At 63.2% G+C, this 21,479-nt stretch carries 16 protein-coding genes and 5 pseudogenes; 10 read left to right on the top strand and 11 right to left on the bottom strand.

Annotated features, from left to right (window positions below):
- Positions 1-238 precede the first annotated feature (238 nt).
- Both IVA82_RS46505 and IVA82_RS46510 read left to right on the top strand, forming a co-directional pair.
- On the top strand, positions 239-550 hold the full coding sequence (locus tag IVA82_RS46505) for a DUF3572 domain-containing protein (RefSeq protein ID WP_148741400.1): 312 nt from the start codon (positions 239-241) through the stop codon (positions 548-550).
- Entirely contained in the window at positions 547-1,836 is a 1,290-nt protein-coding gene (locus tag IVA82_RS46510; protein WP_247383990.1) for a DNA polymerase IV, read from the top strand. Before IVA82_RS46505 ends, IVA82_RS46510 begins: the two co-directional genes overlap by 4 nt.
- A gap of 51 nt (positions 1,837-1,887) precedes the next feature.
- Here IVA82_RS46510 and IVA82_RS46515 read toward each other — a convergent pair whose 3' ends face one another.
- Positions 1,888-2,289, bottom strand: coding sequence for a RidA family protein (locus IVA82_RS46515; RefSeq protein ID WP_247383992.1), 402 nt, complete (start codon positions 2,287-2,289; stop codon positions 1,888-1,890).
- A gap of 633 nt (positions 2,290-2,922) precedes the next feature.
- On the opposite strand from IVA82_RS46515, the gene IVA82_RS46520 reads away from it, so the two are divergent.
- The 4 genes from IVA82_RS46520 (at position 2,923) to IVA82_RS46535 (ending at position 7,341) form a co-directional block, all read left to right on the top strand.
- Positions 2,923-3,201 (top strand): hypothetical protein, encoded by a 279-nt coding sequence (locus tag IVA82_RS46520; protein ID WP_247383994.1) that lies wholly within the window; start codon positions 2,923-2,925, stop codon positions 3,199-3,201.
- Between the two features lie 110 nt (positions 3,202-3,311).
- Complete coding sequence (locus IVA82_RS46525) at positions 3,312-5,051, top strand: type I secretion system permease/ATPase (protein ID WP_247383996.1); 1,740 nt, start codon at positions 3,312-3,314, stop codon at positions 5,049-5,051.
- A complete protein-coding gene (locus tag IVA82_RS46530) occupies positions 5,048-6,370 on the top strand; it encodes an HlyD family type I secretion periplasmic adaptor subunit (protein ID WP_247383998.1) in 1,323 nt (440 codons plus the stop codon). Before IVA82_RS46525 ends, IVA82_RS46530 begins: the two co-directional genes overlap by 4 nt.
- A gap of 17 nt (positions 6,371-6,387) precedes the next feature.
- Complete coding sequence (locus IVA82_RS46535; RefSeq protein ID WP_247384000.1) at positions 6,388-7,341, top strand: hypothetical protein; 954 nt, start codon at positions 6,388-6,390, stop codon at positions 7,339-7,341.
- 146 nt (positions 7,342-7,487) lie between these two features.
- On the opposite strand, the gene IVA82_RS46540 is transcribed toward IVA82_RS46535, so the two are convergent.
- Positions 7,488-10,805 (bottom strand): SNF2-related protein, encoded by a 3,318-nt coding sequence (locus IVA82_RS46540; protein WP_247493964.1) that lies wholly within the window; start codon positions 10,803-10,805, stop codon positions 7,488-7,490.
- 209 nt (positions 10,806-11,014) lie between these two features.
- Here IVA82_RS46540 and IVA82_RS46545 point away from each other — a divergent pair, with 209 nt between their 5' ends.
- The gene (locus tag IVA82_RS46545) at positions 11,015-11,368 is read left to right on the top strand and encodes an MmcQ/YjbR family DNA-binding protein (protein WP_247384003.1); all 354 of its coding nucleotides are present in this window, start codon (positions 11,015-11,017) and stop codon (positions 11,366-11,368) included.
- Here the strand turns inward: IVA82_RS46545 and IVA82_RS46550 are convergent.
- The 3 genes and pseudogenes from IVA82_RS46550 to IVA82_RS46560 all read right to left on the bottom strand — a co-directional run.
- A pseudogene (locus IVA82_RS46550) lies at positions 11,365-11,478 on the bottom strand (LysR family transcriptional regulator); the annotation flags it as partial. The gene IVA82_RS46545 and the pseudogene IVA82_RS46550 overlap by 4 nt on opposite strands.
- A 212-nt stretch (positions 11,479-11,690) precedes the next feature.
- A pseudogene (locus IVA82_RS46555) lies at positions 11,691-12,319 on the bottom strand (hypothetical protein).
- Positions 12,320-12,377: 58 nt separating this feature from the next.
- On the bottom strand, positions 12,378-13,361 hold the full coding sequence (locus IVA82_RS46560) for a C-terminal helicase domain-containing protein (protein WP_247384006.1): 984 nt from the start codon (positions 13,359-13,361) through the stop codon (positions 12,378-12,380).
- Between the two features lie 386 nt (positions 13,362-13,747).
- On the opposite strand from IVA82_RS46560, the pseudogene IVA82_RS46565 reads away from it, so the two are divergent.
- Positions 13,748-13,855: pseudogene (locus IVA82_RS46565) on the top strand (PadR family transcriptional regulator); the annotation flags it as partial.
- Positions 13,856-13,912: 57 nt separating this feature from the next.
- On the top strand, positions 13,913-14,299 hold the full coding sequence (locus IVA82_RS46570; protein ID WP_247384008.1) for an ester cyclase: 387 nt from the start codon (positions 13,913-13,915) through the stop codon (positions 14,297-14,299).
- 21 nt (positions 14,300-14,320) lie between these two features.
- Here the strand turns inward: IVA82_RS46570 and IVA82_RS46575 are convergent, their stop codons facing one another.
- From IVA82_RS46575 to IVA82_RS46595, 5 genes and pseudogenes are all read right to left on the bottom strand, one after another.
- Positions 14,321-15,541, bottom strand: a complete 1,221-nt coding sequence (locus IVA82_RS46575) for an MFS transporter (protein WP_247384009.1) — start codon at positions 15,539-15,541, stop codon at positions 14,321-14,323.
- A gap of 420 nt (positions 15,542-15,961) precedes the next feature.
- On the bottom strand, positions 15,962-17,041 hold the full coding sequence (locus IVA82_RS46580) for a G1 family glutamic endopeptidase (protein WP_247384010.1): 1,080 nt from the start codon (positions 17,039-17,041) through the stop codon (positions 15,962-15,964).
- A 10-nt stretch (positions 17,042-17,051) separates the two neighbouring features.
- Positions 17,052-17,888, bottom strand: coding sequence for a phosphatase PAP2 family protein (locus IVA82_RS46585; protein WP_247384011.1), 837 nt, complete (start codon positions 17,886-17,888; stop codon positions 17,052-17,054).
- A gap of 89 nt (positions 17,889-17,977) precedes the next feature.
- Positions 17,978-19,750, bottom strand: a complete 1,773-nt coding sequence (locus IVA82_RS46590) for an adenylate/guanylate cyclase domain-containing protein (RefSeq protein WP_247384012.1) — start codon at positions 19,748-19,750, stop codon at positions 17,978-17,980.
- Between the two features lie 215 nt (positions 19,751-19,965).
- A pseudogene (locus IVA82_RS46595) lies at positions 19,966-20,545 on the bottom strand (DUF308 domain-containing protein).
- Between the two features lie 32 nt (positions 20,546-20,577).
- On the opposite strand from IVA82_RS46595, the pseudogene IVA82_RS46600 reads away from it, so the two are divergent.
- Positions 20,578-20,718 (top strand): annotated as a pseudogene (locus IVA82_RS46600) (transposase); the annotation flags it as partial.
- Here the strand turns inward: IVA82_RS46600 and IVA82_RS46605 are convergent.
- The gene (locus IVA82_RS46605; RefSeq protein WP_247384013.1) at positions 20,675-21,247 is read right to left on the bottom strand and encodes a LysR family transcriptional regulator; all 573 of its coding nucleotides are present in this window, start codon (positions 21,245-21,247) and stop codon (positions 20,675-20,677) included. The pseudogene IVA82_RS46600 and the gene IVA82_RS46605 sit on opposite strands and share 44 nt — an antisense overlap.
- Positions 21,248-21,479 lie beyond the last annotated feature (232 nt).

Raw genomic sequence — 21,479 nt, forward strand, 5'->3', positions numbered from 1 at the left:
TCCTCCCGATTGGCCAGCAGAGCGATACATATGACGCCTCAGGCGCCGCTCGCCGGCGCTTCGAAAACTGGATTCAAACTAGCCTCAGATTCGCTCTAGTTTCGTTAAACCCGAGTGCCGACTTTCTGCGATGTGGTTTCCAGTTGCTTGCCCGGGGTCGCAAGACTTAGGCACGAGACTCGGGCATGATGATTCCCAAAGTAGACACTGAAAGTTAATGGAAAGGCAAACTGAGCCCTTGAAAAAGCCTGTTCACAACCCCCGCGAAGTCGCTGAAATCGTTGCGATTCAGGCTCTGTCCTTCGTCGCGGGCGATCCCGAGCGGCTGGGCCTGTTTCTGGCCGAGACAGGTGTCGGCCCGGAGACGCTGCGGAATGCCGCCTCGGACCCCAATTTCCTCCTCAGCGTGCTCGATTTCGTGCTGCGTGATGACGCCACCGTGAAGGCCTTTGCGAGCACGTCCGAACTGCATCCGACCAACGTTGCCGCAGCGCGGCAGGTGCTGGGCGACGCGCTCGGCGACCGCACCTGGGAGCGTGACGTGCCGTGAGCGCACCCGAGTCGGCCGGGCCACGCTGCTTCTGCCGGGATTGTCTGGCCGATCAGGGCATGGCCGCGCGGCGCTGTTCGGCCTGCGGTTCCCCCCGGCTCGTCCGCCATCGGGCGCTGTCGACGCTGACCCTCGCCCATATCGATTGCGACGCCTTCTATGCAACGGTCGAGAAGCGCGACAACCCCGAGATCGCCGACAAGCCCGTCATCATCGGCGGGGGCAAGCGCGGCGTGGTGTCGGCGGCCTGCTACATCGCGCGCACCTATGGCGTGCGCTCGGCGATGCCGATGTACAAGGCGCTGGAAGCCTGTCCGCACGCGGTCGTGATCCCGCCCGACATGGCGAAATACGTCCGCGTCGGCCGCGAGGTACGCCAGGCCATGCAGGCGTTGACGCCGCTGGTCGAGCCGCTCTCGATCGACGAGGCCTTTCTCGATCTCTCCGGAACCGAACGAGTCCACGGCATGATCCCGGCAAAAGTGCTGGCGCGCTTTGCCCGCAACATCGAGCGCGACATCGGCATCAGTGTCTCGGTCGGCCTGTCCTGCAACAAGTTCCTGGCCAAGATCGCCTCCGATCTGGACAAGCCGCGCGGCTTTGCCGCGCTCGACCAGGAGGAAGCGCGCGCGATGCTGGCGGAGAAGCCGGTCGGCTTTATTTTTGGCGTAGGCCCCGCGACGCAGGAGCGCCTGGTGCAGCGCGGCTTCCGCATCATCGCCGACCTCCAGAAGGCCGACGAGATCGAGCTGATGCGGCAGTTTCCGAGCGATGGCCGCAGGCTGTGGCGGCTCGCGCGCGGCATCGACGACCGACGCGTCGAGCCCGATCGCGGCGCCAAGACGATCTCGAGCGAAACCACCTTCGAGACCGATATCCGCGATTTCGCGACGCTGGAGCGAATCTTGTGGCGTCTGTGCGAGAAGACATCCTCGCGGCTGAAGAGCAGCGAGCTCGCCGGCTCGACCGTCACGCTGAAGTTGAAGACCGCCGACTTCCGCCAGCGCACGCGATCGCAGTCGATCGTCGGCCCGACGCAGCTCGCTGCGAAGATCTTCGCGATCTGCCGCGAGATGCTGGCCAAGGAAATCGACGGCACCGCCTTCCGCCTGATGGGCGCCGGCGTCAGCGCGCTGCGCGAAGGCTCGCCCGCCGACGACACCGACATGCTCGACCGCCGCGCCGCCCACGCCGAGCGGGCGGTAGACAGCTTGCGCAAGAAGTTCGGCGGCGGCGCGGTGATCCGCGGGATTGCGTATGAAGGGCCGGAGAAGGCGCAGGAGTGAGGGTTGTACGGATCGTGCGCGATCCATTGCGCGCACGGCGTTCGCAAGGCCTCAATCCGCGACGGCCACCGCCTCGATCTCGATCAACCATTCCGGCGCGGCGAGCGCGGAGACGCCGACGAGGGTAGAGGCCGGCGGCTCCATGCCTTCGAAGAAGACGGAGCGGGCCTTGCCGATGATCGGGCGCAGCTCAGGCTTGTAGCCGACGACGAAGGTCGTGATCCTGACGATGTTGGCGTAGCTGGCGCCGGCCGCTTTCAGCGCGTGGCCGAGATTCTGCATCACCTGCGTCGTCTGCGCGGCGATGTCGCCCTCACCGACGATCCGCCCCTCCTCGTCCACTGACACCTGCCCGGAGATGTAGATGGTGCGCGCACCCGTGGCGGTGACGACGTGGGAATAGGCCGGATTGTGATGCAGGCCGCTGGGACGGAGATGGTCGAGCTTGGGCATTGTGCTTGCCTCCCGAAGGTTTGTGGTTGGGGGGAGCGTAGCGGGAGACGTCGCTGAGGGCCAGATGCGAGGAGCACCTTAGGGGTGACGGTGATGGGCTGGTGCTTGCGACAGGGTTCGATATTTGATTTCCAAACTGCAGGCGCAGCTTCGCATCCTCGCGGCTTATTTCGCCCGAGCTTTGCTTAATCGCCTCGCCCTCAAATGAAAGAGGGCGCAGGGAAGACCGGGCGCCGGCTGGCGCCCATGGCCGGCTATGCGCAAGGTAGGTTGCGCAACGATGCACAGCGGGAAAACCACAGGGCAACCGGAGGCATCCCGGCCTTCCCTGCGCAATGGTTGGAACGGCTTATGTCGTGAGCTTCCCGGGGAGCGATCCACTATTGCCCCGTCGCCACGCAGATGGCTGATGCGCGGGCCCGGTCGGGCCGCCACATCACCGCAAGACTTGACGCACTGACCCCGGGCCTCAGGACCACACGATTTTGCGCGCAAGTGACGCAAGGAGTTCCGCGCCCAAAAAATCAGCACCAAATGGCCTCATGTGAGTCCGCAACCTTCGACGCCGGCACGAATTCTTTGGCGGCGACTCTTCGTCGCAATCTCAACTGCCATCCAACCAAAGGAGTTCACATGGCCCTTCTCGGAAACCTGCTCGGGACTGTCGACGGTCTGCTCGGAAGCACAACGGGTGCCGTATCAGGCAGTGCCGGTGCAGGCGGAAGTGCAAGCGGAACGGCGGATCTGTCGCACACGCTCGATCTCGGTGCGCTAGTCGAGACCAATCCCAGCATCGACCTGTCGGCCGGAACCGCGGGCCTCGACGCGTCGGTATCGGCGCCAACCGCCGTCGGCTTGACCGCAGATGTCGGCCATCTCGACGCCGGCGGGCTGCTCCATGGGCTCGTTTGAGTCGTAACTTCGGACAATCTCCGACCAATCTGTGGCGTGGGGCAACGAGCCCCACGTTACTTTCTTGCGCCTGCGCCACGCGCAACCACGACAATCGAGGATAGATCCGAATGGCGGCAGGGACACTGATGGTCTCGGACGGCGCCGAGATGCCGTCACGGCCTAGCGACGATGTCCGGGAAGCGCTGCTCAAGCTGTGGCCGCATTTCCTGTGGGCGGGACTGTTCTCCAGCGCGATCAACCTGCTCTATCTCAGCTCACCGCTGTATCTGATGCAGGTCTATAACCGCGTCCTGCTCAATGAAAACATCTCCACGCTGGTCCTTCTCACCCTGATCCTCGGCATCGCGCTGCTAACCATGGCGGGCCTCGACGCCGTGCGTGCATGGATCCTGATCCGCTGCGGCATCCGGCTCGACATGGAATTGTCGACGCGCGTGTTCGAGGCCCTGGTGGTGCGATCGGCCGAGCGCTGCGCTTCGCGGGGCGCCCAGCAGCTGCGCGATCTCGACCAGTTCCGCACCTTCGTGACCGGCCCCGGTATCTACTTCGCGTTCGACCTGCCGTGGATTCCGATCTACCTGCTGCTGCTGTTCTTCATTCATCCCTTGCTCGGCCTCGTCGCCAGCATAGGCGCCCTGCTGCTGCTGGGGCTCGCCGGCGTGAATGAGGTTCTGACCCGGGCCCCGATGAAGCAGGCCGAGGCGTCCGGAAACCAGTCCTATGTCTTCACCGAGAACGTGCTGCGCCATGCTGACGTGATCCGCGCCATGGGCATGCAGCCGGCGGTCGAGCGCAACTGGCAGAGCCAGCGTTCCGCTATGCTGGTGCAGCAAGCGGTTGCCAGCGACAAAAATGCGGTGATGACGTCGTCGATTCGCTTCTTTCGCCTGCTGCTGCAATCGCTGATGCTTGGCACCGGCGCCTGGCTGGCCATCGACCATGCCATCACGCCCGCGACCATTTTCGCCGCCAGCATCGTCATGGGCCGCGCGCTGGTGCCGGTCGAACAGGCGGTCGGCACCTGGAAGCAGTTCATCGGTGCGCGTGACGCCTACGCGGAGGTGCGCGACCTGCTCGCCACCATCGACCTGACCACGCCGCAGACCATCGTGCCGAAGCAGCGCAACACTGTCGAGGTGCGGGATCTCGTCTGCGAGCTGCCGTCGCGGCAACAGCCGGTGCTCAAGGGCCTGTCTTTCGAACTTGCGGGCGGACAAGCGCTCGGCATCGTCGGTCCCAGCGGCTCCGGAAAGAGCACGCTGGCGCGGCTGCTCGTCGGCGCGATGGCACCCGCCACCGGGCGGCTGCGCTTCGGCGGTCTCGACTACAATCACTGGGACCCGGTCGAATTCGGCCGTCACGTCGGCTACCTGCCGCAGGACGTCGGCCTGTTCGCCGGCACCGTGCGCGAGAACATCGCAAGGTTCGGCGAGGCCTCGACCGACGAGATCATCGACGCAGCGATCCGCGCCGGCATCCACGAGATGGTGCTCGACCTCCCCCGTCAATACGACACGCGGCTCGGCGTCGGTGGCGTCGGCCTCTCCGGCGGCCAGCGCCAGCGGCTCGGCCTTGCGCGGGCGCTGCTCGGCCGCCCGCCGCTGCTCGTGCTGGACGAGCCGAACGCCAATCTCGATGCTCCCGGCGAAGAATCGCTGAAGGCCGCCCTGCTCCAGGCCAAGGCCGACGGTGCGGCCGTCATCGTCATCACCCACCGCACCACGATCCTCGATGTCGTCGACATCATGATGGTGCTGCGCAACGGCATGCTCGACATGCTCGGCCCGCCCGGCGAGGTCTATCAGGCCTTGCAGCAACAGGCCGCCACGCGGTCAGGAGCATCATGACGACGCTCGGCGCAACCTATATCGCCGACCGCGATCGCTCGTTTTACGCGCGACCGGGACGGCCGGCGCTCGTCGGCGCCATCGTGGTCGGCGCATTCACATCCGCAATGACGCTGTGGGGCACGCTCGCCCCGATCTCGGGTGCTGCGATTGCGAGCGGCAACCTCCAGGTCGAAGGACGGCGTCAGAGCGTGCAGCATCCCTATGGCGGCGTGATCCGCCAGCTGCTGGTCCGCGACGGCGCTCGCGTCGAGAAGGGACAACTCCTCCTGGCGCTCGACGACAGTGATCCGCGTGCCAAGCTCGAGGTGCTGGTCGCCGATCGCGACGCGACCAGCGCGGCGGAAGCGCGGCTGATCGCCGAGCGCGACGGCCGCGCGGCGCCGGATTTCGGCGTCGATCCGCAAGATGCAAAGCCTGCGCTGCGCCAGGCGATGGCAAACGAGGTCGCGATGATGGCCGCACGCGAGCATCAATTCGCGGCAGAGACAGCCGTGCTCAAGGGCAAGATCGCCGAGCTGAACGCCCAGATCGGCGGCACGCAGGCCCAGCTCACCGGTACCGAGAAGCAGCGCGAGCTCTTGTCCGACGAGATGAACGGCGCACAGCGCCTGTATGAACAGGGCTACACGCCGAAGAACCGGATCTTGGCCTTGCAGCGCGAGGACGCCAAGCTCCAGGCCGACATCGGCGCGCAGCGTGCCACCATCGCCGGCATGCAGCAGCAGATCTCGCAGAACGAGCTCGAGATCGCCAAGGCCGAACGCGCCAGGATGAGCGAGATCACCGACCAGCTTCGTACCACCGAGAACAAGCTCGCCGAGCTCGCGCCGAAGGTCGACGCCGCGACCGACGTCGTGACCCGCACCCAGATCAGGGCGCCCGCCACCGGCTCGGTGGTCGGGCTCGACGTGTTCACGGAAGGCGGCGTGATCCAGCCGGGCGCCAAGCTCATGGACATCGTCCCCTCCGACAATCCGCTGATCGTCGATGCGCAACTGAAGCTCTCCGACATTAACGACGTGGCGGTCGGCCGCCGCGCCGAAATCCGCCTCACCGGCGTCAACTACGTCGAGCGTCCCCGCCTCTACGGCACCGTAAGAACGGTTTCGGCCGACCGCGTCACCAACGACAAGTCTGGCCCCGGCTATTACGCCGTCGAAGTTTCGCTCGAGCCGGAAGATGTGAAAAAATCGCGCATCGAACTGCAGTCCGGCATGCCGGCCGAAGTGATCGTGCCGACCCGCCCGCGCACGCTGTTCGAATATATTTTCGGTCCCTTGCGCGATGAACTGACCCGCGCCTTCCGCGAACACTGACGGGGAGAGCAAGGCCGATGGCTGCATCCGAGCAGAACAACCGCCGCGCTGAGAGAGCCGAGCTCTCACGCCACATCACGACGGACGAGACCGTCGCGTTCATGACGGCGCTGATTGCTTTCCTCGATGAGGCCCACGCGGCCCGCAATCACGGCGCCATCGATACCCCGCCGCCTCCGATGGATTCGCTCGCAACGCCCGCGCACGCCGCCGATCCGGCACCGACGGAAGCGTTGCCGAGCGAGCAGCAGCCTGCCTCCAGTGATCAGCATACCGATGCGACCGCGCCGTCACCGCATGATGTCACTCCGGTGCTGCACGCGGATGCATCGGCCGGCAGCGGCATCTTGGGTACCGGTGGAAACGCGGACCCGACAACCGTGGCGCCGGACCACGTTACCGCGTCCGTCCAGACTGAAGGCCACGTCGATGCTGCGAGCGTTCCACTCACACCCGATCACGTCCCGGGCGCGGGGGACGGCACCGCGCATGCCGATGTGAACACGACCTCCGTCGTCGATCCGGGAACGTCACTCGACCAGCTCGGCAGCACCATCACAAACCTCGTCGACACGTCGCTCGCGGTGGTGTCGCACACGCTCGACAGCTTGAGTACGACCGTGACGCAGCTGACCTCCTCTGTCACCGGCACGATCGGCCAACTTGCGGACAATGTCACCGGCATCGTCGGCGGTCTCCTGCACTCGGTCGGAGGCGGCGTAGATCATGCGCCCGCCACCAACCTCGTCGACGCGCTGGTCACAGATATCGTGAGTTCGCCCCTCAACGTGCAGCATGACGGCGCGAGCGCACACGACGCTGGCATCGCCGGCCTCGACACCGCCGGCGCGGTCCCAATGGCAGCCTTACCGCCGCTGACCCTGCATCTTGGCTTCCTCGGCCAGCCGACGGGCGACGGTCACGACGTCCATGACGGCGCCTTTTCGGCGCTCGGCGTACATCATTTCTAGATTGCCGAGCGTCACGCTACCTTCAGCGACAGCTCGGTTCCACCATTGAGCGGCAACGTCATCGATCGAAGCCGTATTTGAGCGCGCGGATAAAGGCGAGTCAGGCCCTCGGCCCTGCATAGACATGCTGGCGCGGCGTCACGCCGCTAGGCCTCGAACAGAGCCTTGACGTCATCCTCGGTGAGTGTCGCCGCGATTTGGCCCTCGTGATCGAACAGGCCGTCGGCGAGAGCGCGCTTCCTGGCCTTGAGTTCGTCCATCTTTTCCTCGATCGTTCCGGCGGCAACGAGCCTGTAGACGAAAACACCCTTGTCTTGCCCAATACGATGGGCACGGTCGATCGCCTGTTCCTCGACGGCGGGATTCCACCAAGGATCGAAAATGATCACGGTATCCGCCGCGGTGAGATTGAGACCGACGCCGCCGGCCTTCAGGCTGATCAGAAAAATGTCGCTCGCACCGCCCTGAAAGGCCTCGATCACCGTCTTGCGATCCCTGGTCTTCCCGGTGAGCATGCTATAGCGCAGCTGTTCGGCGTCGAAGCGCGTCCGGATCAGATCGAGCATGGAGGTGAATTGCGAGAACACGATGATCTTCCTGCCCTCGCTGAGCAGTTCGAGCACCATCTCCATCAGCCGGTCAAGTTTGGCAGACGGCCGCTCCAGCCCGTCATTGAGTTTCAGGAGCGCCGGATCGCAGCACGCCTGCCGCATCCTGAGCAACGCTTCCAGGACTACGATATGGCTCTTGGCGAGGCCGCGCTCCTCGATCGCCCTGCGAACCTTGCGCGACATTGAAAGCCGGATCGAATCGTAGACATCGCGCTGCGCGCCCTCCAGCACGATGGTTTCGACGATCTCGGTTTTTGCCGGCAGCTCCGTCGCCACCTCCCTTTTGGTCCGGCGCAGCAGGAAAGGCTTTACGCGCTGCGCCAAGGCCGCGGAGCGCACTTTGTCGGCACGCTTCTCGATGGGCGCACGCCATTGCCGCGCGAAGGCCGTCTTGTCGCCGAGATAGCCCGGATTGACGAAGCTCATGATCGACCACAGCTCGCCCAGGTGGTTTTCCATCGGCGTTCCCGTCATGCAGAAGCGGTGCTGCGCCTTGACGTCGCGGAGCCATCTCGTCGTTGCGGCATCGGGATTCTTCACTGTTTGAGCCTCATCCAGCACCGCAATGTGCCACCCGCGCGACAACAGCACGTCGCGATCCCGCGCAATGAGAGGATAGGTTGTCAGGATGAGGTCGTAGTCAGGGATGGCCCCAAAGTGCTGCTTGCGGTCGGGACCGTGGAGCACGAGCACCTTCAGATCGGGTGCGAACCGCTGCGCCTCATTGAACCAGTTGGTCATCAGGCTGGTCGGCGCGACGATCAGCGCGGGGTGCGTGAGATTGCCCCGCGTCTTCTCGAGCACGAGCAACGCCAGAAGCTGGACCGTCTTGCCAAGCCCCATATCGTCGGCCAGCACGCCTCCGAGCCCGCTCTCGCGAAGGAGGTCGAGCCAGGCGAGGCCGTGGGCCTGGTAAGGCCGAAGCTCGGCACGGAAGCTCTCCGGCAAAGGCGGCGGGGCGAGCCCGCGCGCCTGAAGCAGCCCGGCAAGACGGCGAATACTATCGGCTCCGCGGAATACGAAATGCTCGTTTTCCAATCCAAGCAGCGGCACCAATTCGGCGCGCGACAGCCTGATTTTTTCCGACGCGCCAAAGCCGCTCAGTTTCAAACTGTGAAGCGCTAAAACCAGTGGAAGAAAGCGATTGGCCGCCAGCGCCAGATAGCGACCATCCGCGAGCGGAAGCAGGAAGGGCTTGCCAGCATCGGCCCGCTCCCGGATGGCGTCCGGAGTGAAATCGGGCCTCGCCACCAACGCAGCAATCAGGGGCGCCAGATCTTGGCGCTTGCCGTCGATGTCGATGCCGAGCGCCAATTCAAACCAATCGATACCGCTCGATTCAAATTCCGCGTCAAAATCGCCAGACGTCTGCGCCAGCCGAAACGGAAACGCGTCGTCGACAATGATCTCAAAGCCTACGGCCTGCAATCCCGCAACATGCAAGCTGAGGAACTCAAACCAATCGTCAGGCTCGGCCAATGCCAGATCGCCATCGTGGCGATAGTCCAGATAGGGAAAGCTGGACTTTGCCGCGACGAAACCGAGATCGGTCAGCCGCTTGCGGGCCTGCCGTTCCGCCGGCTGGCGGCGCGTGATCTCATAAACCCGTCCGGCATGAAACGCTTCCAGAAGGGCTCCCCGCTTGGTCGATTCGATCTCGATCGGGCCGTAGCGGAAATGGAGTTGCGCGACGCCGATGGGATCGCTGTTCTGCTCGCGCCTGCGGTAGTAGAACGCACTTGCGCTTTCCTTGCCTGGCATCAAGCGCAGAATGGGAACCGGCGGCGCGTCGACCTGCGTTGGCTGCGCCGGCCTGGACGGCAGAAGATCATGATGCTGCACGGGCAACCTTCGACCGAGCTGGCGCGATACCTCGTCGAGTTCGGCTCGCGGAATTGCCGGCGCGGAGAGCAACTGAGCTGCGAGCCGCGGCGGCATGTCCAGCGCAACCGGCCCGATCGTCCCGGCAGCCTCATCGACATAGACCGGAGGCTCGGCGTTGAGTGCGATGACGCCCGGCACGATCAGATGCGGCGCCACCGTTCGCAGCCCGACCTGGCGCCATTCGATGCGGCCCTCACGCTTTTCGCCCCAGCGCAACGGCGCGCGCTTGTAGTCGAGCCAAAAGGCGCGGCCGGTGGCGAGAATCTTGGTCAACAGGTCAGCGGACTGCGGTGGCGCTCGGAAAGAATATCCGCCTCCGTGCGCCCTCAGTTGCGACACGATATCGATATCGGAATCGCGATAGTATTTCGGCGCCCGGTCAGCGGAGAAATCGGCGACGTTCGGCTGCGCGTAGCTGTCCGAGTAATTGCCGTTCTTCAGTGTCCGCACCGAGAGCAGGCTAACCGCCAGAACGGGCATCGCGATGCGCTCGTCGGAGGGATGCAGACGATAGAGCAGGTGCTGATTCACGTCGGCGGGGTAGTCGTCGCTCCGAACCGCCTTGCCGAGCTTGTCGAGCCATTCATTGATTTCGTAGGGCAGAACACCTGGCGGTCGCCCCGGCACGGTGGGCCGCGGCGGAGGCGCCTCGGATGGGGTTTCGCTGATCGCCTCGAGCAGCGTCGCCACCACATGCTTGCAGTTGCGCGCCATCGGGCAGCTGCATTTGCCTCTGACATCGACGAGCTGCGCATCCTTGAACTTCAATTGGACCTCGACGAAGTAATCGTCGATCTCGCTGCCCTCGACGTCCGCCTCGATGTGGGTCAGATCGTCGCTGATCTCTATTCCCGAAACACGTCCCTGGGCCTGATAAGCGTGGCCCTTCTCGAACGCCGAACGGCTGAAATGGCCATAGAGATCCTTGCGTTTCAGGACGTTGGCGAGCGCGCGAACCGATTCCAGCATGGAGAGATCACAGTTCCAGACAACCCCGTCTCCTCCAGACATACTCCCCTCAGCGGCCGGGACAAAGCCGCGATTGCGCGCTATCCAGCATGAAAATGACGCGACAGGAACTCGATTCGAGGACGCGGTCAACCGCACCAAGGCCGCCTTCGCCGCGCTCGGCAGGCTAGCGCGTCGCAAGCCGCACGCAACGTGCTATCGCTCCGGCGATGACACCCAAGGCCTTCGAAACGCGTTGCCTGCACCTGCCCGCCGTCACCAAAGTGGTGCAGTGGGAGGGCACGTCCGTGTTCAAGGTCGGCGGCAAGATGTTCGCGCTCGGCGGCGGCTTTGCCGCGCGCTCGGGCGGCTACATGTTCAAGACCTCGAACATGGCCTATGCGATGCTGATCGAGCACGGCCTCGCGCGGCCGGCGCCTTATCTGGCGCGGGCCAAATGGGTGCAGCTCATCGGCAACAGCGCCCTGCCCGATGCGGAGCTCACCGCCTATCTGGCGCAGGCGCATTCCCTGATCGTCGCAAAGTTGACGCGCAAATCGCGGAAGGCACTCGGTCTGGGCTAGAGCCTCGCCTCGCCGAAAATGCGGCTGACCCAGTCGAGGAACACGCGCAGTCGCAACGTTAGCTGACGATTCTGCGGATACAGCGCCGACAGCGGCGGCGGCGACAACGGGCGCGCCGACGAGGTGTTCGTGATCCCCGAGGTACCGGGCGAGGGGCTGAGGCGGCTCGTCCCAATGCCGCGAAAAAATCGGCACGGTGACCGCGAGCGAGGCTGCGACGAACATCGTCGAGAAGGGCAAGCCGCTGCTGACGCTTGGTGCAGGGAGTGCATTTGGACGGCACGGGTCTCAAATAACTCTGCCGGATGCGGTCTTGCGCAGCTTACTGCGGGACGCGCCGTTCCCCGGAGCTACGGAGACCCGGAAGGCTCTCCTCGACGTTCGGAAGATCGAGCGCCGAACGCAACCGCCCTTTCCCGCGCTCATACAACACCGCATGAGTCGCCGGTTCGAGAAGATCGGTCCGGGCTTGAAGTCGGCAATGACTTTGTTGAACCGGATCGCGCCACAGCCCGGCGTTGCGCAATCGCGTTTGACGTTCGGACAGTCCTTGAACTCGCAGAGCCGGCCGAGATATCGGTCGGTGCCCGGCTCGATCAGGAACATATCGAGCTGCTGGCTGACCACGCTGGTACCGGCTCCTCGTTCGAAAGCAGCTCGGAGCGCCCGTGCCGCAGCGCGACGCAGTCCGTCGAGTTCTTGCTGCGAATCGATCCAGAGCGCCAGATCGAGATCGCGGCATTCATGCCAGACCTCAATGCCCTGCCGTCGAAACTCCGAAAAGCGCGGGACTTCCTTCCAGAGCGCCTTGGCGACCGAGCTGATGACGGCCACGGCGTGCACGTCCGGAAAAGACATCCACGCGTCCGTAATGACGTCGGCGGCAATTCTGAATTCGCGCTGCCGAAGCAGCAGGAAGCGATTCTGCTCCGCGATCTCTAAACGTCTCACGATATCTCCTTGCATCGCAACGCCCTGCCCGGCAGTTTTCCGATGGTAACGTGGCGCGTCAAGCGGTCCCGCGGCGCAAAGTCGTGGCCAAGGCGGAGAGTATGTCCGCCAGCCAGTCTGCGATTTCCGGAGACGGGAGCGGAACCCTGAGGCTTTGTGAGCCGTTGGTTGGGTCGCGTTCGATCCAGGGATGACTTGGCGAGCCGGAATCTACGACGGCGCCGAAGAACTGCGCGCCGATCCGGACCGGCGCCTGCCATCGATCGGAGGCTGCATCGCGAGCTGGCGACGCGTCTTCTGCAGCGGCTTGCGACACCGAAATCTCGCTTGCGGGAGCGCCCGGGGCCTCGAGGACGCCGCTGCCATCGACCGGCCCCGCCTCCTCCGCGGTCGTGACCACCTCGCCGCTTCCCATGCTCCCGGTGACACTCTCGACATCCTTCATGAAGCGGGTCAGCCGCGACCCGCCCAGCGAGACCTCGTTGCTGCCGCCGTCGAGAATGCCTTCCGCCAGCGAGCGCTTGAAGGCCAGGACCGAGAGCATGCCTTCCTCAATGGTCCCCTTTGCGACGAAATTGATGATCCGGACCGGATGTGTCTGGCCGAGGCGATGGATGCGAGCGATGCGCTGCTCGAGGACAGCGGGATTCCACGGCAGGTCCATATTCACCAGCGTCGAGGCGTGCTGGAGATTGAGACCCGTGCTGCCCGCATCCGTCGACAGGAATACACGACAGTTCGGGTCGTCCCGGAAGCGCTGGACCAGCTCCGGCCGCTTCTCGGACGGTATGCCGCCATGGAAACTGACGTAACCGATGCCGCGCGCCTCAAGGCGGCGGATCACGATGTCGTGGGTCCGCGTCCACTGTGAAAATACCACCGCCTTGGCGTCCGGCGCGGCAAGCAGCTGATCGAGCAGCGCAGCGAGTTCGTCCGTCTTGACGCCGTGGTCGCTTTCCTGATCCAGCAGATACGTGCTGTTGCAGAGCGCCGTTGTCAGCAGTCGATGCAGCTTGGGATCTGCCGCGCCACGCGGAAACAATCGGGCGAGCTTCGCGGCGCGGCGCTCGGCGTCCCGTCGTCCCGCCTCTTCGACACCAAGCCGACGAAACCGTCGAGATCGCCCAGACGATCTTTGGCCAGAATGCCGTCGCGCTCCAGATCGAACAGGCGGACGGCTGCCTTCCTCGCGTTCGCCGGGCAATCGGTTCCGGCGCGGAAATGGATGCTGCGTCGTCCCTGGTTGCGCAGATAGAGTTCGGAAAGTGGCGGCTGGTAGCCTCGCGCGAACGCCGCTTTGGCGCCGCGCTTCTTTTCCAGTTGGGCAAGCGTAAACTTGAGATGCTTGCAGGTGCCGAGCTCGTTGGTCGCATAGTCCGGGCACGAGCAGAAATTGCCGCCGGGCCCGAGGCCGCGCACCCCCACGCCAGCGCGCTGGCGGAAGCCGGCCAGCTCTACCGCCGAAGCGGCTGGAGCGAGATCCCGCGCTTCAACGACGACCCCTACCCGGACCTGTTCTTCGAAAAGCGGCTGTGAGCGAGCGCGACGATTGCCCTGTTGCCGCGTTATGGTCGAAGCCGCAGGAGCATCGCCGTGATACGATCAGACCTCGCCGATATCTATCGCAACTACATCGCCTGCCTGAACCGGCAGGACTGGGCGGCGCTCGGAAAGTTCGTCCATGACGACGTCACCCACAACGCGCGACCGTTCGGACTATCCGGCTATCGCGCGATGCTGGAGCAGGATTTTCGTAAGATTCCGGACCTGCATTTCAACATCGAGCTGCTGATCTGCGATCCGCCCATCGTCGCCACCCGGCTGGCGTTCGACTGCACGCCGGTCGGACAATTCCTCGGGCTCGATGTCAACGGCAGGCGCGTATCCTTCCACGAGAACGTCTTCTACGAGTTCCGCGAAGGAAAGATCCGGCAGGTGTGGTCCGTGATCGACAAGGCCGCGATCGAGGCGCAGCTCTAGCGCGGCGCCTGGCGAAACCGCTCACGCCGTGACTGGCGCGGTCTCCTCTCGCGGCTTGGCGAACGGGCGGAACGTCATCGCCATCAGGAATGCGCCGAGGCCCATCGCCCACGAGCCGATATAAAGCCAGGCGTAGCTCGAGAACGCGTCGTAGATCAGGCCGCCCGCGAGCGGGCCGGTCGCCATGCCGAGGCTGCCGGCCATCGCGGTGCCGCCGATCACCGTACCCATCATCCGAAGCGGAAAGTTTTCGCGCGCCAGCACCGCGTAGAGCGGCATGGTGCCGGCATAAATGAAGCCGAAGATCGCCCCGACCGCGTAGAACGTGGCGAGCTGATTGGCGAAGACGTAGGCGAGCGCGCCGAAGGCTTGCAACAACAGGCCGGAGACCAGCACCCGCTTGGCGCCGAAGCGATCGCCCATCAGACCGAAGGCGATGCGGCCGCCCATGCCCGCAAAACCCTCGATGCTGTAGATCGTCACCGCTGCGATCAGCGGAATGCCGCAGCTCACCGCGTAGCTCACGGTGTGGATGATCGGCCCGGAATGGGTGGCGCAGCAGAAGAAGTTGGTAGCGAGCAGGATGAGGAATTGCGGCGAGCGCAGGGCTTCGCCCATCGACATCTCGGCCTGCCGCGCGCCCGAGCCGATTGGCGCGGCCGGCGCCTGCGCGAGCGCCGGCGGGCGTCGGACCAGCAGCGAGACCGGGATCATGATGGCGCCAACCACCAGCGCCACGATCTGCATCGAGGTGCGCCAGTCATGACCCGAGACGAGCCAGGCCGCGAACGGCGCCATCGTCATCGGCGCCATGCCCATGCCGGCTGACACCAGCGACACCGCAAGGCTGCGATGGGTGTCGAACCAGCCGGTGACGGTCGCCATCATCGGCGCGAAGATCGCGGCGCAGGAGGCGCCGACCAGCAGGCCGAAGACGAATTGAAACGCGATCAGCGAAGTCGCGTGGCTCGCGGCGAACAGGCTCAAGGACAGCACCGTCGATCCCGTCAGCACCACCGGCAGCGGCCCGAACCTGTCCGTCAGCGTGCCCCAGGCCATACTGGTGCAGGCTATCGCCAGAAAGCCGATGGTCATCGCGCTGGAAATGCCAGTCACGGACCATCCGGTTTCCTTTGCGATCGGCTGCAGGAACACCGGCAGCGAAAACATGCCGCCGATCGCGACGCAGCCGAGCACGCCGCCGGCGGCGACGATCACCCAGCGATAGTTGGAACGGAACATTTTCTTCTCTCCCGTCAGGTCTGTCTGGGTGCAAGACGAACAGGAACCGCGGGGACAGACATCGGCATCGACGAGACCACGAGATTTTTTTGGCGCGCCCGGAACAAAAAGACGCGAAAACAACCCCATGCACAGTAGCCGGCTGCTGTCGGTACAATGACTTAGCAGCGACTTGCAACATGAGGCAGCGATTTGACACGTCGGGCAAAACACCGGCAGATTGGCATCATCCGGCCAAACTCGTTGCCGTCGCTTGGCTCCTGCAGTCCCCTTACCGGACCGGCTTGCGCCGCGGCGCCACCCGGTGCCAGTCAGCCGGATCGCTGATGCCAAGTTGCCGCACGGCAGGACAACGGCCCAGCCTAAACCCTTCGCGGCCTGCGAAGGAAGGCTATCTTTTCCGAACCTCAGGTCAACGGGCTAGCTAGGCGGCGCCGATGCATCGCGATAGGAAACACAAATGCTACCGGTGTCCAACTTTCGCGGGACCGATACAAACGACGTGCGATGGGGATTTGAAAAGATCTCGACCATGCGAATGAGTCCGAGGCGATCAAGCCGTCGGATCGTTCCCGGCGCCCCGATCGAGGGAGCCGACTGCGCAAAACAATCACGAAAAACGACATCGGTGTAATTCGGCAGAGGATATAGACGATGACTGCCGATCACCGTCGGCCGCTCCACAACCCACTCGGCTGTCGACCCAAGTGGCAGAATAGGACCAGGTGCAACGACCAAAAAAGTCGTGAATATGCCAGTCGTTTGGTTCTTGATGAAGAACTGCACCTCGTCCGGGGAGCGCAGCATCAAGCCAGCCATGATCTCATCGTTCACGGCGACCGGAAAATTCGGAATTGGTACGGGTGGATTCTTGCGGTTGTCCGGCGGATAGCTGTCGTCAAGGGACCACCATTGCCACCACGCATATGTCCGAATCTTCTCGACACCGCCGAGAATCTGGAAGCACTGGCTGGTGCCGATTTGGGGCATCGACGACATGGGGTAACGCCGGCGACCATCAATACCGACCCATGTCGATGATTGATAGTCTTTGTCAGCCCCTACGTGTCGGGGCAATACTGGGGGCAGTGATGGCGTCGGCACTCGCCAGCTGCCGCTAACATACACGAACTTCTCGGGATGTTCGGGAACGATGTAGCCGCCTGACCAATTCCGGCTGTTCTCCAATCGCCGAGACCCCTGTCTCGCGCTGCACCCGACGCGAACGAGCGGGACGTGTGGGGGCCGGCCGTCCTTGACCTCCGGAAACTCTGTCGCAATTGCTTCGAATGGTGGACTCAGAAGCCGAGTCCAAAACCGGGAAAAATCAGCCCGCTTCTCTCGATCGTGACGCGATAGCAGTCCGTATCGCTGGAGCTGTGCGTCCGTCGCCAACAGCGGATCAAAGCCCCTTGTTGGCGTCGGGTAGGCATGCGCTCGCTGCTCGACTTCCTTGAAAAAATCGAGAGAGAGCTGAAATTGGTGCGCCAATTCGCCCATGGTCCTACCTTCAAACCCACTCTGCTTTCGCAGCCGTCATCGCAGCACCAAATGTTGAAGGCTTGCCATCCGCATGCGGCATGACGTTCTCGTCTGTCAAAATCGAAAACAGACTGGAGGCCAGATTTGCGCCTGCCGCAGTGTCGGATGGATAGTGAAGGCCCGCAATCTCCCGGTTGCGCCCGATCCGATCGGCAAGCCGAGTGAGGACAAGGCCAATGCCCTGCCCGGGCGCCTCCTGCAGGACCGCTGTTGCGCACAATGCAAACAGATGAGCCTGCGTCGAATGACCGCTCGGATAGGATGCGTGACCTGGAACTGGTAGCGGGGGTAGCAGCGCGGGAATAATCTGTGATGGCCGGGGACGATCAAACTTGGTCTTGAAGTACATCACAGCCATGGTCGCTACCAAGTTTGCCGCATTCAGAACAAGGAAGGTCGCCGGATGCGTGCTCGGGGTGGCTCCTATCAGCGCGAGGAAATAGCGCATGAACTCCTTGTCCTGGCCGAAAATCTCCCCAAGCGCGGCGGGACGCTCGTCCAGAACCATGGTTCTCAGTGCTTCGATCTCCAGCGGGGCCGGCGGTTGCGGCTCCGCCACCGCAATGCGCGCCTGCCAGTTGGTTGAACCGAAATCACCCAAGATGCGCCAAGCTTGCCAGATCGTAGACCAGTTGTTGGCACCAAAACGTTTTCGGTCTATCGATACGGCGGCCACGTCCGGCTCGGTGATAAAGGGAAGATCGCTGCGATCAGGATAGCGAACACCATCGCTCGTGGCATAACTCATGTCGCCGGTGTCGCCTGTATCACCGGTATCGCCTGTATCACCCGTATTGCCGGTCATGGTTCGCTCCTCCCGGCCCTGATGTGGGCAATTTCTGATTTATGACTAACGGCGACCGCGTCGTGTGAAATAGGTCATACTTCGGAAGATTATTCCGGCATACCAGCGGCCAGCAGCCTGTCGATCCGTTGTTTCCGGATCTCCCCTTGCATCGGGGTCCGGGCTGCCCAGGCCGATACTCCGAAACCCGGAGCTATAGCGGCATGCCGGTTGGCAATTTCGCGCGCCTCGTCGGTTCTGTCGATTGCGATCAAGCTTGAAATAAGCGTACGAAGGTTCGACGTATTTCGCGCGTTGTGCATGTCGGCGCGGCGGCCCCAGGAGATGGCCTGCTCAAAATTATGGTTGATGTAGTGAGCTTGCGCCAGAATATGTTCCGCGAAGAAGACATGCCGATCCAACGGCGACAGACGTAGGCCGGTCTCAGCGCAACGGACAGCATTCGGCCCATCGCCAACAAAGCAGAGAGTTGCTCCCTTGAGTATCCAAGCAATCGCAAGATTGGGGCCGATTGCAATTGCACTGTCGAAAATGCTGATCGACTGCTCAAAGTTTTTGGTCAAGTGAGACTGCGTGTGGCCGAAGATTGCCAGGGCCATTGCATCATGGCTGTCATTGGCAATCGCCGCACGGGCCATTCGTTCTGCCGCGTTGAGATCGGCGGAAACATCCGGCGACCATCCTTGACCCTGACGAAACATGTGCCAATAGGCGGCGTAGGAGAACGCCGGCGCGTAACCGGGATCAATCGCGATCGCGCGCTGCAATAGGCCCCTAGCACGCGAAAAGGTTGCATAATCGAGATCGTAGAGCGGCTCCATAGCCTGCAAGACAAGATCATAGGCTGATATGCTTTGAGGATGTTTCCGCAACGATTTTTTCAACTCGCGGTCGAGCACGTTGGGCGCGATCGTCTTCACGACTTCCTGGGCGATGCGGTCCTGGACATGAAATAAATCACCGAGATCGATTTCGTGCTGATCGGCACGAATGATCTCACCGGTGCGCGCATCGCCGAGCTCGGCACCAATTCTCAGACGCTGTCCCGAGCGCAGCACGCTTCCAGAGAGTACGTAGCGGACACCGAGATCCTTGCCGATAGCCCGCAGATCGATTGGACCACTGAAGTCGCCATGGGAGCCGCGTGAGATGACGAAGAGCTCCTTCAACGCGGCCAGGGCATAGATGATACGGTCGACCATGCCATGGGCGAAGTATGCTTCGTCCGGGCTCGTGAGACTGCGAAACGGAAGCACCGCGATCGATGCGCGCCCGTCGTATCCCCCCGCCGACTCGCCGAACGTGGTCCTTCCGGCGCCGGGCGGCCTGAGGCTGATGACCTGAACCGGATGAGAGAGGTTACGTAAATGCAGCAAACCAAGATCGACGGCATCCATGCCAAGCTCTCCGCCGACTGCATCGCGAAACGATCCCGAGACCACGATTCCAGCCGGTTCGGCATAGCTTTGGAGGCGAGCAGCAATATTGACTCCGTCGCCATAGATGTCGTGCTCCTCGACGATGACATCGGCAATGTTCAAGCCCATGCGGAAAGCGATGCGACGGTCGGGCGGCTGATCCGCCTCTCGCCTCGTAACTTCGTATTGCATCGAAACGGCGGCATCCAACGCGTCCCGCGCGCTTTCAAACATGGCAAGGAAGCCATCACCGGTGTTCTTGACGATTCTGCCGCGCCGCTCCTCGATGATCGGGTGCAAGATCGAAAATCTGAAACTCATGAGCCTGCCATGAGTGGCCCGCTCGTCCAGCTCCATAAGCCGGGTATAGCCGACGACATCCACCATCAGCACTGATGCAAGCCGGTGGTGCAGAATGGGACGATTGCCCGGATCCGCCATCATTGTAGGGCACCAGGAGTTGCTCGGCCTCGACTGGGTCAGGTTACCCTCTTGGTTCCGGGCGTCAATTCCGCCAGACCGCCGACTCCTGTATGCTTAAGGGGGGTGCGGTAGAGTTTGGCGTCTGCTGCAAGTGATCCGAGCACCTGTAGGTTGTCAGGTACCGGGCGTCGGGCAAAACACCGGCACGATGTCATGATCCCGCCAAAACCATCTCATCACGCCCCCGCCGCACGCCGCCACACTTTGACGGTGAGCCAGATCGCCGAGACCAGGAAGTAGAGCGCGCCGACTGCGGCATAGCCTGTAACGTTCGCGATCGACGGCGCCGCAGGCATCGTGGCTTGAAAAATGAAGAAGCCGCCTGCCAGGGCTGACTGACCGCCGCTGAGCACCATGGCCCACTTGCGCGCCATAGCTCTTCCAGCGCCGGACCGCAGTTCCGAGCTGGAGCAATCCGGACAGGATCGCCCATGCACCGAAAACACCGAGCACCCGGTTCATGCTCATCTGCAAGGCAACAACGACCGCGACCATGGTCGCAAGACTGACCAGGACGTTCAAAGCCTGCGTGCGATTTTGACGAAGCCCACCGCTGCGCAACGCGTCGAGCAAATCGCCCGCGGCGTCCCACGCCGGATAGGCGACGAGCAACAATCCGCCGATCACCGCCGACGACTGGCCGACGGCAAACGCAGCGACGACCCAGGCGAGCGAAACCGCCGCACGAAGGAAGTAATAAAGCTTCAGCCATTGTTCCTGATCGGCGCGCGCCAAGCCCAGCTGACGATCCTTCATAGTCGTTCCTTTACCTACTAGTTGGTAGTCTACCGCGCTTCGTCGTCACCTCGCTCAAGCGAGCCGAGGCGGGCGCACGTCAGCTCTATGAGGACATTTACTGCGCCCGCGGCGACATGGAGAACCGGATCAAGGAATGCCAGCTCGATCTCTACGCCGACCGCACTTCGGCCCAGACTGGACCACCTCGCCTTGCTCGAAGCGAACGAAGCGAAACGCGATATCGGCCTCGCCTCGGGCGAGATTAGCCCGGCGGGATTCTCCGAGCAGCTCGATGGTCATGCCTGGATGGGTGTCGGACAGTTCTGCACAGATGGGAGCCAGAACGCGCGCGCAGAACCATTCCGCAGCGCTCACCCGGACGACGCCCTCGGCTCCCGCGTCGCGCCCGGAGACCGTTCGCTCGATGGCCAGGGTCTCGGTCTCGATGCGCTCGAGCCTTTCCAGGATCGCAACACCGGACTCGGTGAGCGCGAGCGATCCAGGCAAGCGGCGAAAGATTTGCGTGCCACGGCCGGCCTCGAACGCCGCGATGCGTCGCCCCACCGTGGGCTGCGTGGTCCGCAAATGCCGCGCAGCCGCAGAGAGCGAGCCGTGCTTGGCGACCGCCAGCACAAATCTCAAATCGTCCCAATTCAACGAATCCGCCGCCGTCCCCGGCTTGGATCGTCGGCTCCCATCCCGATCGAAACGGCGTTTCATTAGCCTGCGGGCTCAGCCCTGCTCCCACGCGATGGTTCGAAGCCACATCAGGTACAAGATCTGGGTTGGCTTTTTCTTGATGGTCGTGCACTAAGCCGGCATGAAGACCACCTGTCGGCACGCCTCGGTCTCACTAGTTCTACTGAGTCAGAAAGTCGCAGTACCAAGGATACAGGAATCAGGTATTGGGCGAGATTCACACCAGCGGTAGGTGCTGAGGATGGATCGCCGA

Origin of the sequence: Bradyrhizobium sp. 142 (assembly GCF_023074015.1) — a bacterium.
Lineage (GTDB): Bacteria > Pseudomonadota > Alphaproteobacteria > Rhizobiales > Xanthobacteraceae > Bradyrhizobium.

Coding starts and splice junctions, on each gene's coding strand:
- IVA82_RS46585 (WP_247384011.1), bottom strand. CDS start 17,888: ATGACCGGCAATACGGGTGATACAGGCGATACCGGTGATACAGGCGAC.
- IVA82_RS46530 (WP_247383998.1), top strand. CDS start 5,048: ATGACGACGCTCGGCGCAACCTATATCGCCGACCGCGATCGCTCGTTT.
- IVA82_RS46525 (WP_247383996.1), top strand. CDS start 3,312: ATGGCGGCAGGGACACTGATGGTCTCGGACGGCGCCGAGATGCCGTCA.
- IVA82_RS46545 (WP_247384003.1), top strand. CDS start 11,015: ATGACACCCAAGGCCTTCGAAACGCGTTGCCTGCACCTGCCCGCCGTC.
- IVA82_RS46575 (WP_247384009.1), bottom strand. CDS start 15,541: ATGTTCCGTTCCAACTATCGCTGGGTGATCGTCGCCGCCGGCGGCGTG.
- IVA82_RS46520 (WP_247383994.1), top strand. CDS start 2,923: ATGGCCCTTCTCGGAAACCTGCTCGGGACTGTCGACGGTCTGCTCGGA.
- IVA82_RS46535 (WP_247384000.1), top strand. CDS start 6,388: ATGGCTGCATCCGAGCAGAACAACCGCCGCGCTGAGAGAGCCGAGCTC.
- IVA82_RS46590 (WP_247384012.1), bottom strand. CDS start 19,750: ATGATGGCGGATCCGGGCAATCGTCCCATTCTGCACCACCGGCTTGCA.
- IVA82_RS46515 (WP_247383992.1), bottom strand. CDS start 2,289: ATGCCCAAGCTCGACCATCTCCGTCCCAGCGGCCTGCATCACAATCCG.
- IVA82_RS46540 (WP_247493964.1), bottom strand. CDS start 10,805: ATGCTGGAATCGGTTCGCGCGCTCGCCAACGTCCTGAAACGCAAGGAT.
- IVA82_RS46580 (WP_247384010.1), bottom strand. CDS start 17,041: ATGGGCGAATTGGCGCACCAATTTCAGCTCTCTCTCGATTTTTTCAAG.
- IVA82_RS46605 (WP_247384013.1), bottom strand. CDS start 21,247: ATGAAACGCCGTTTCGATCGGGATGGGAGCCGACGATCCAAGCCGGGG.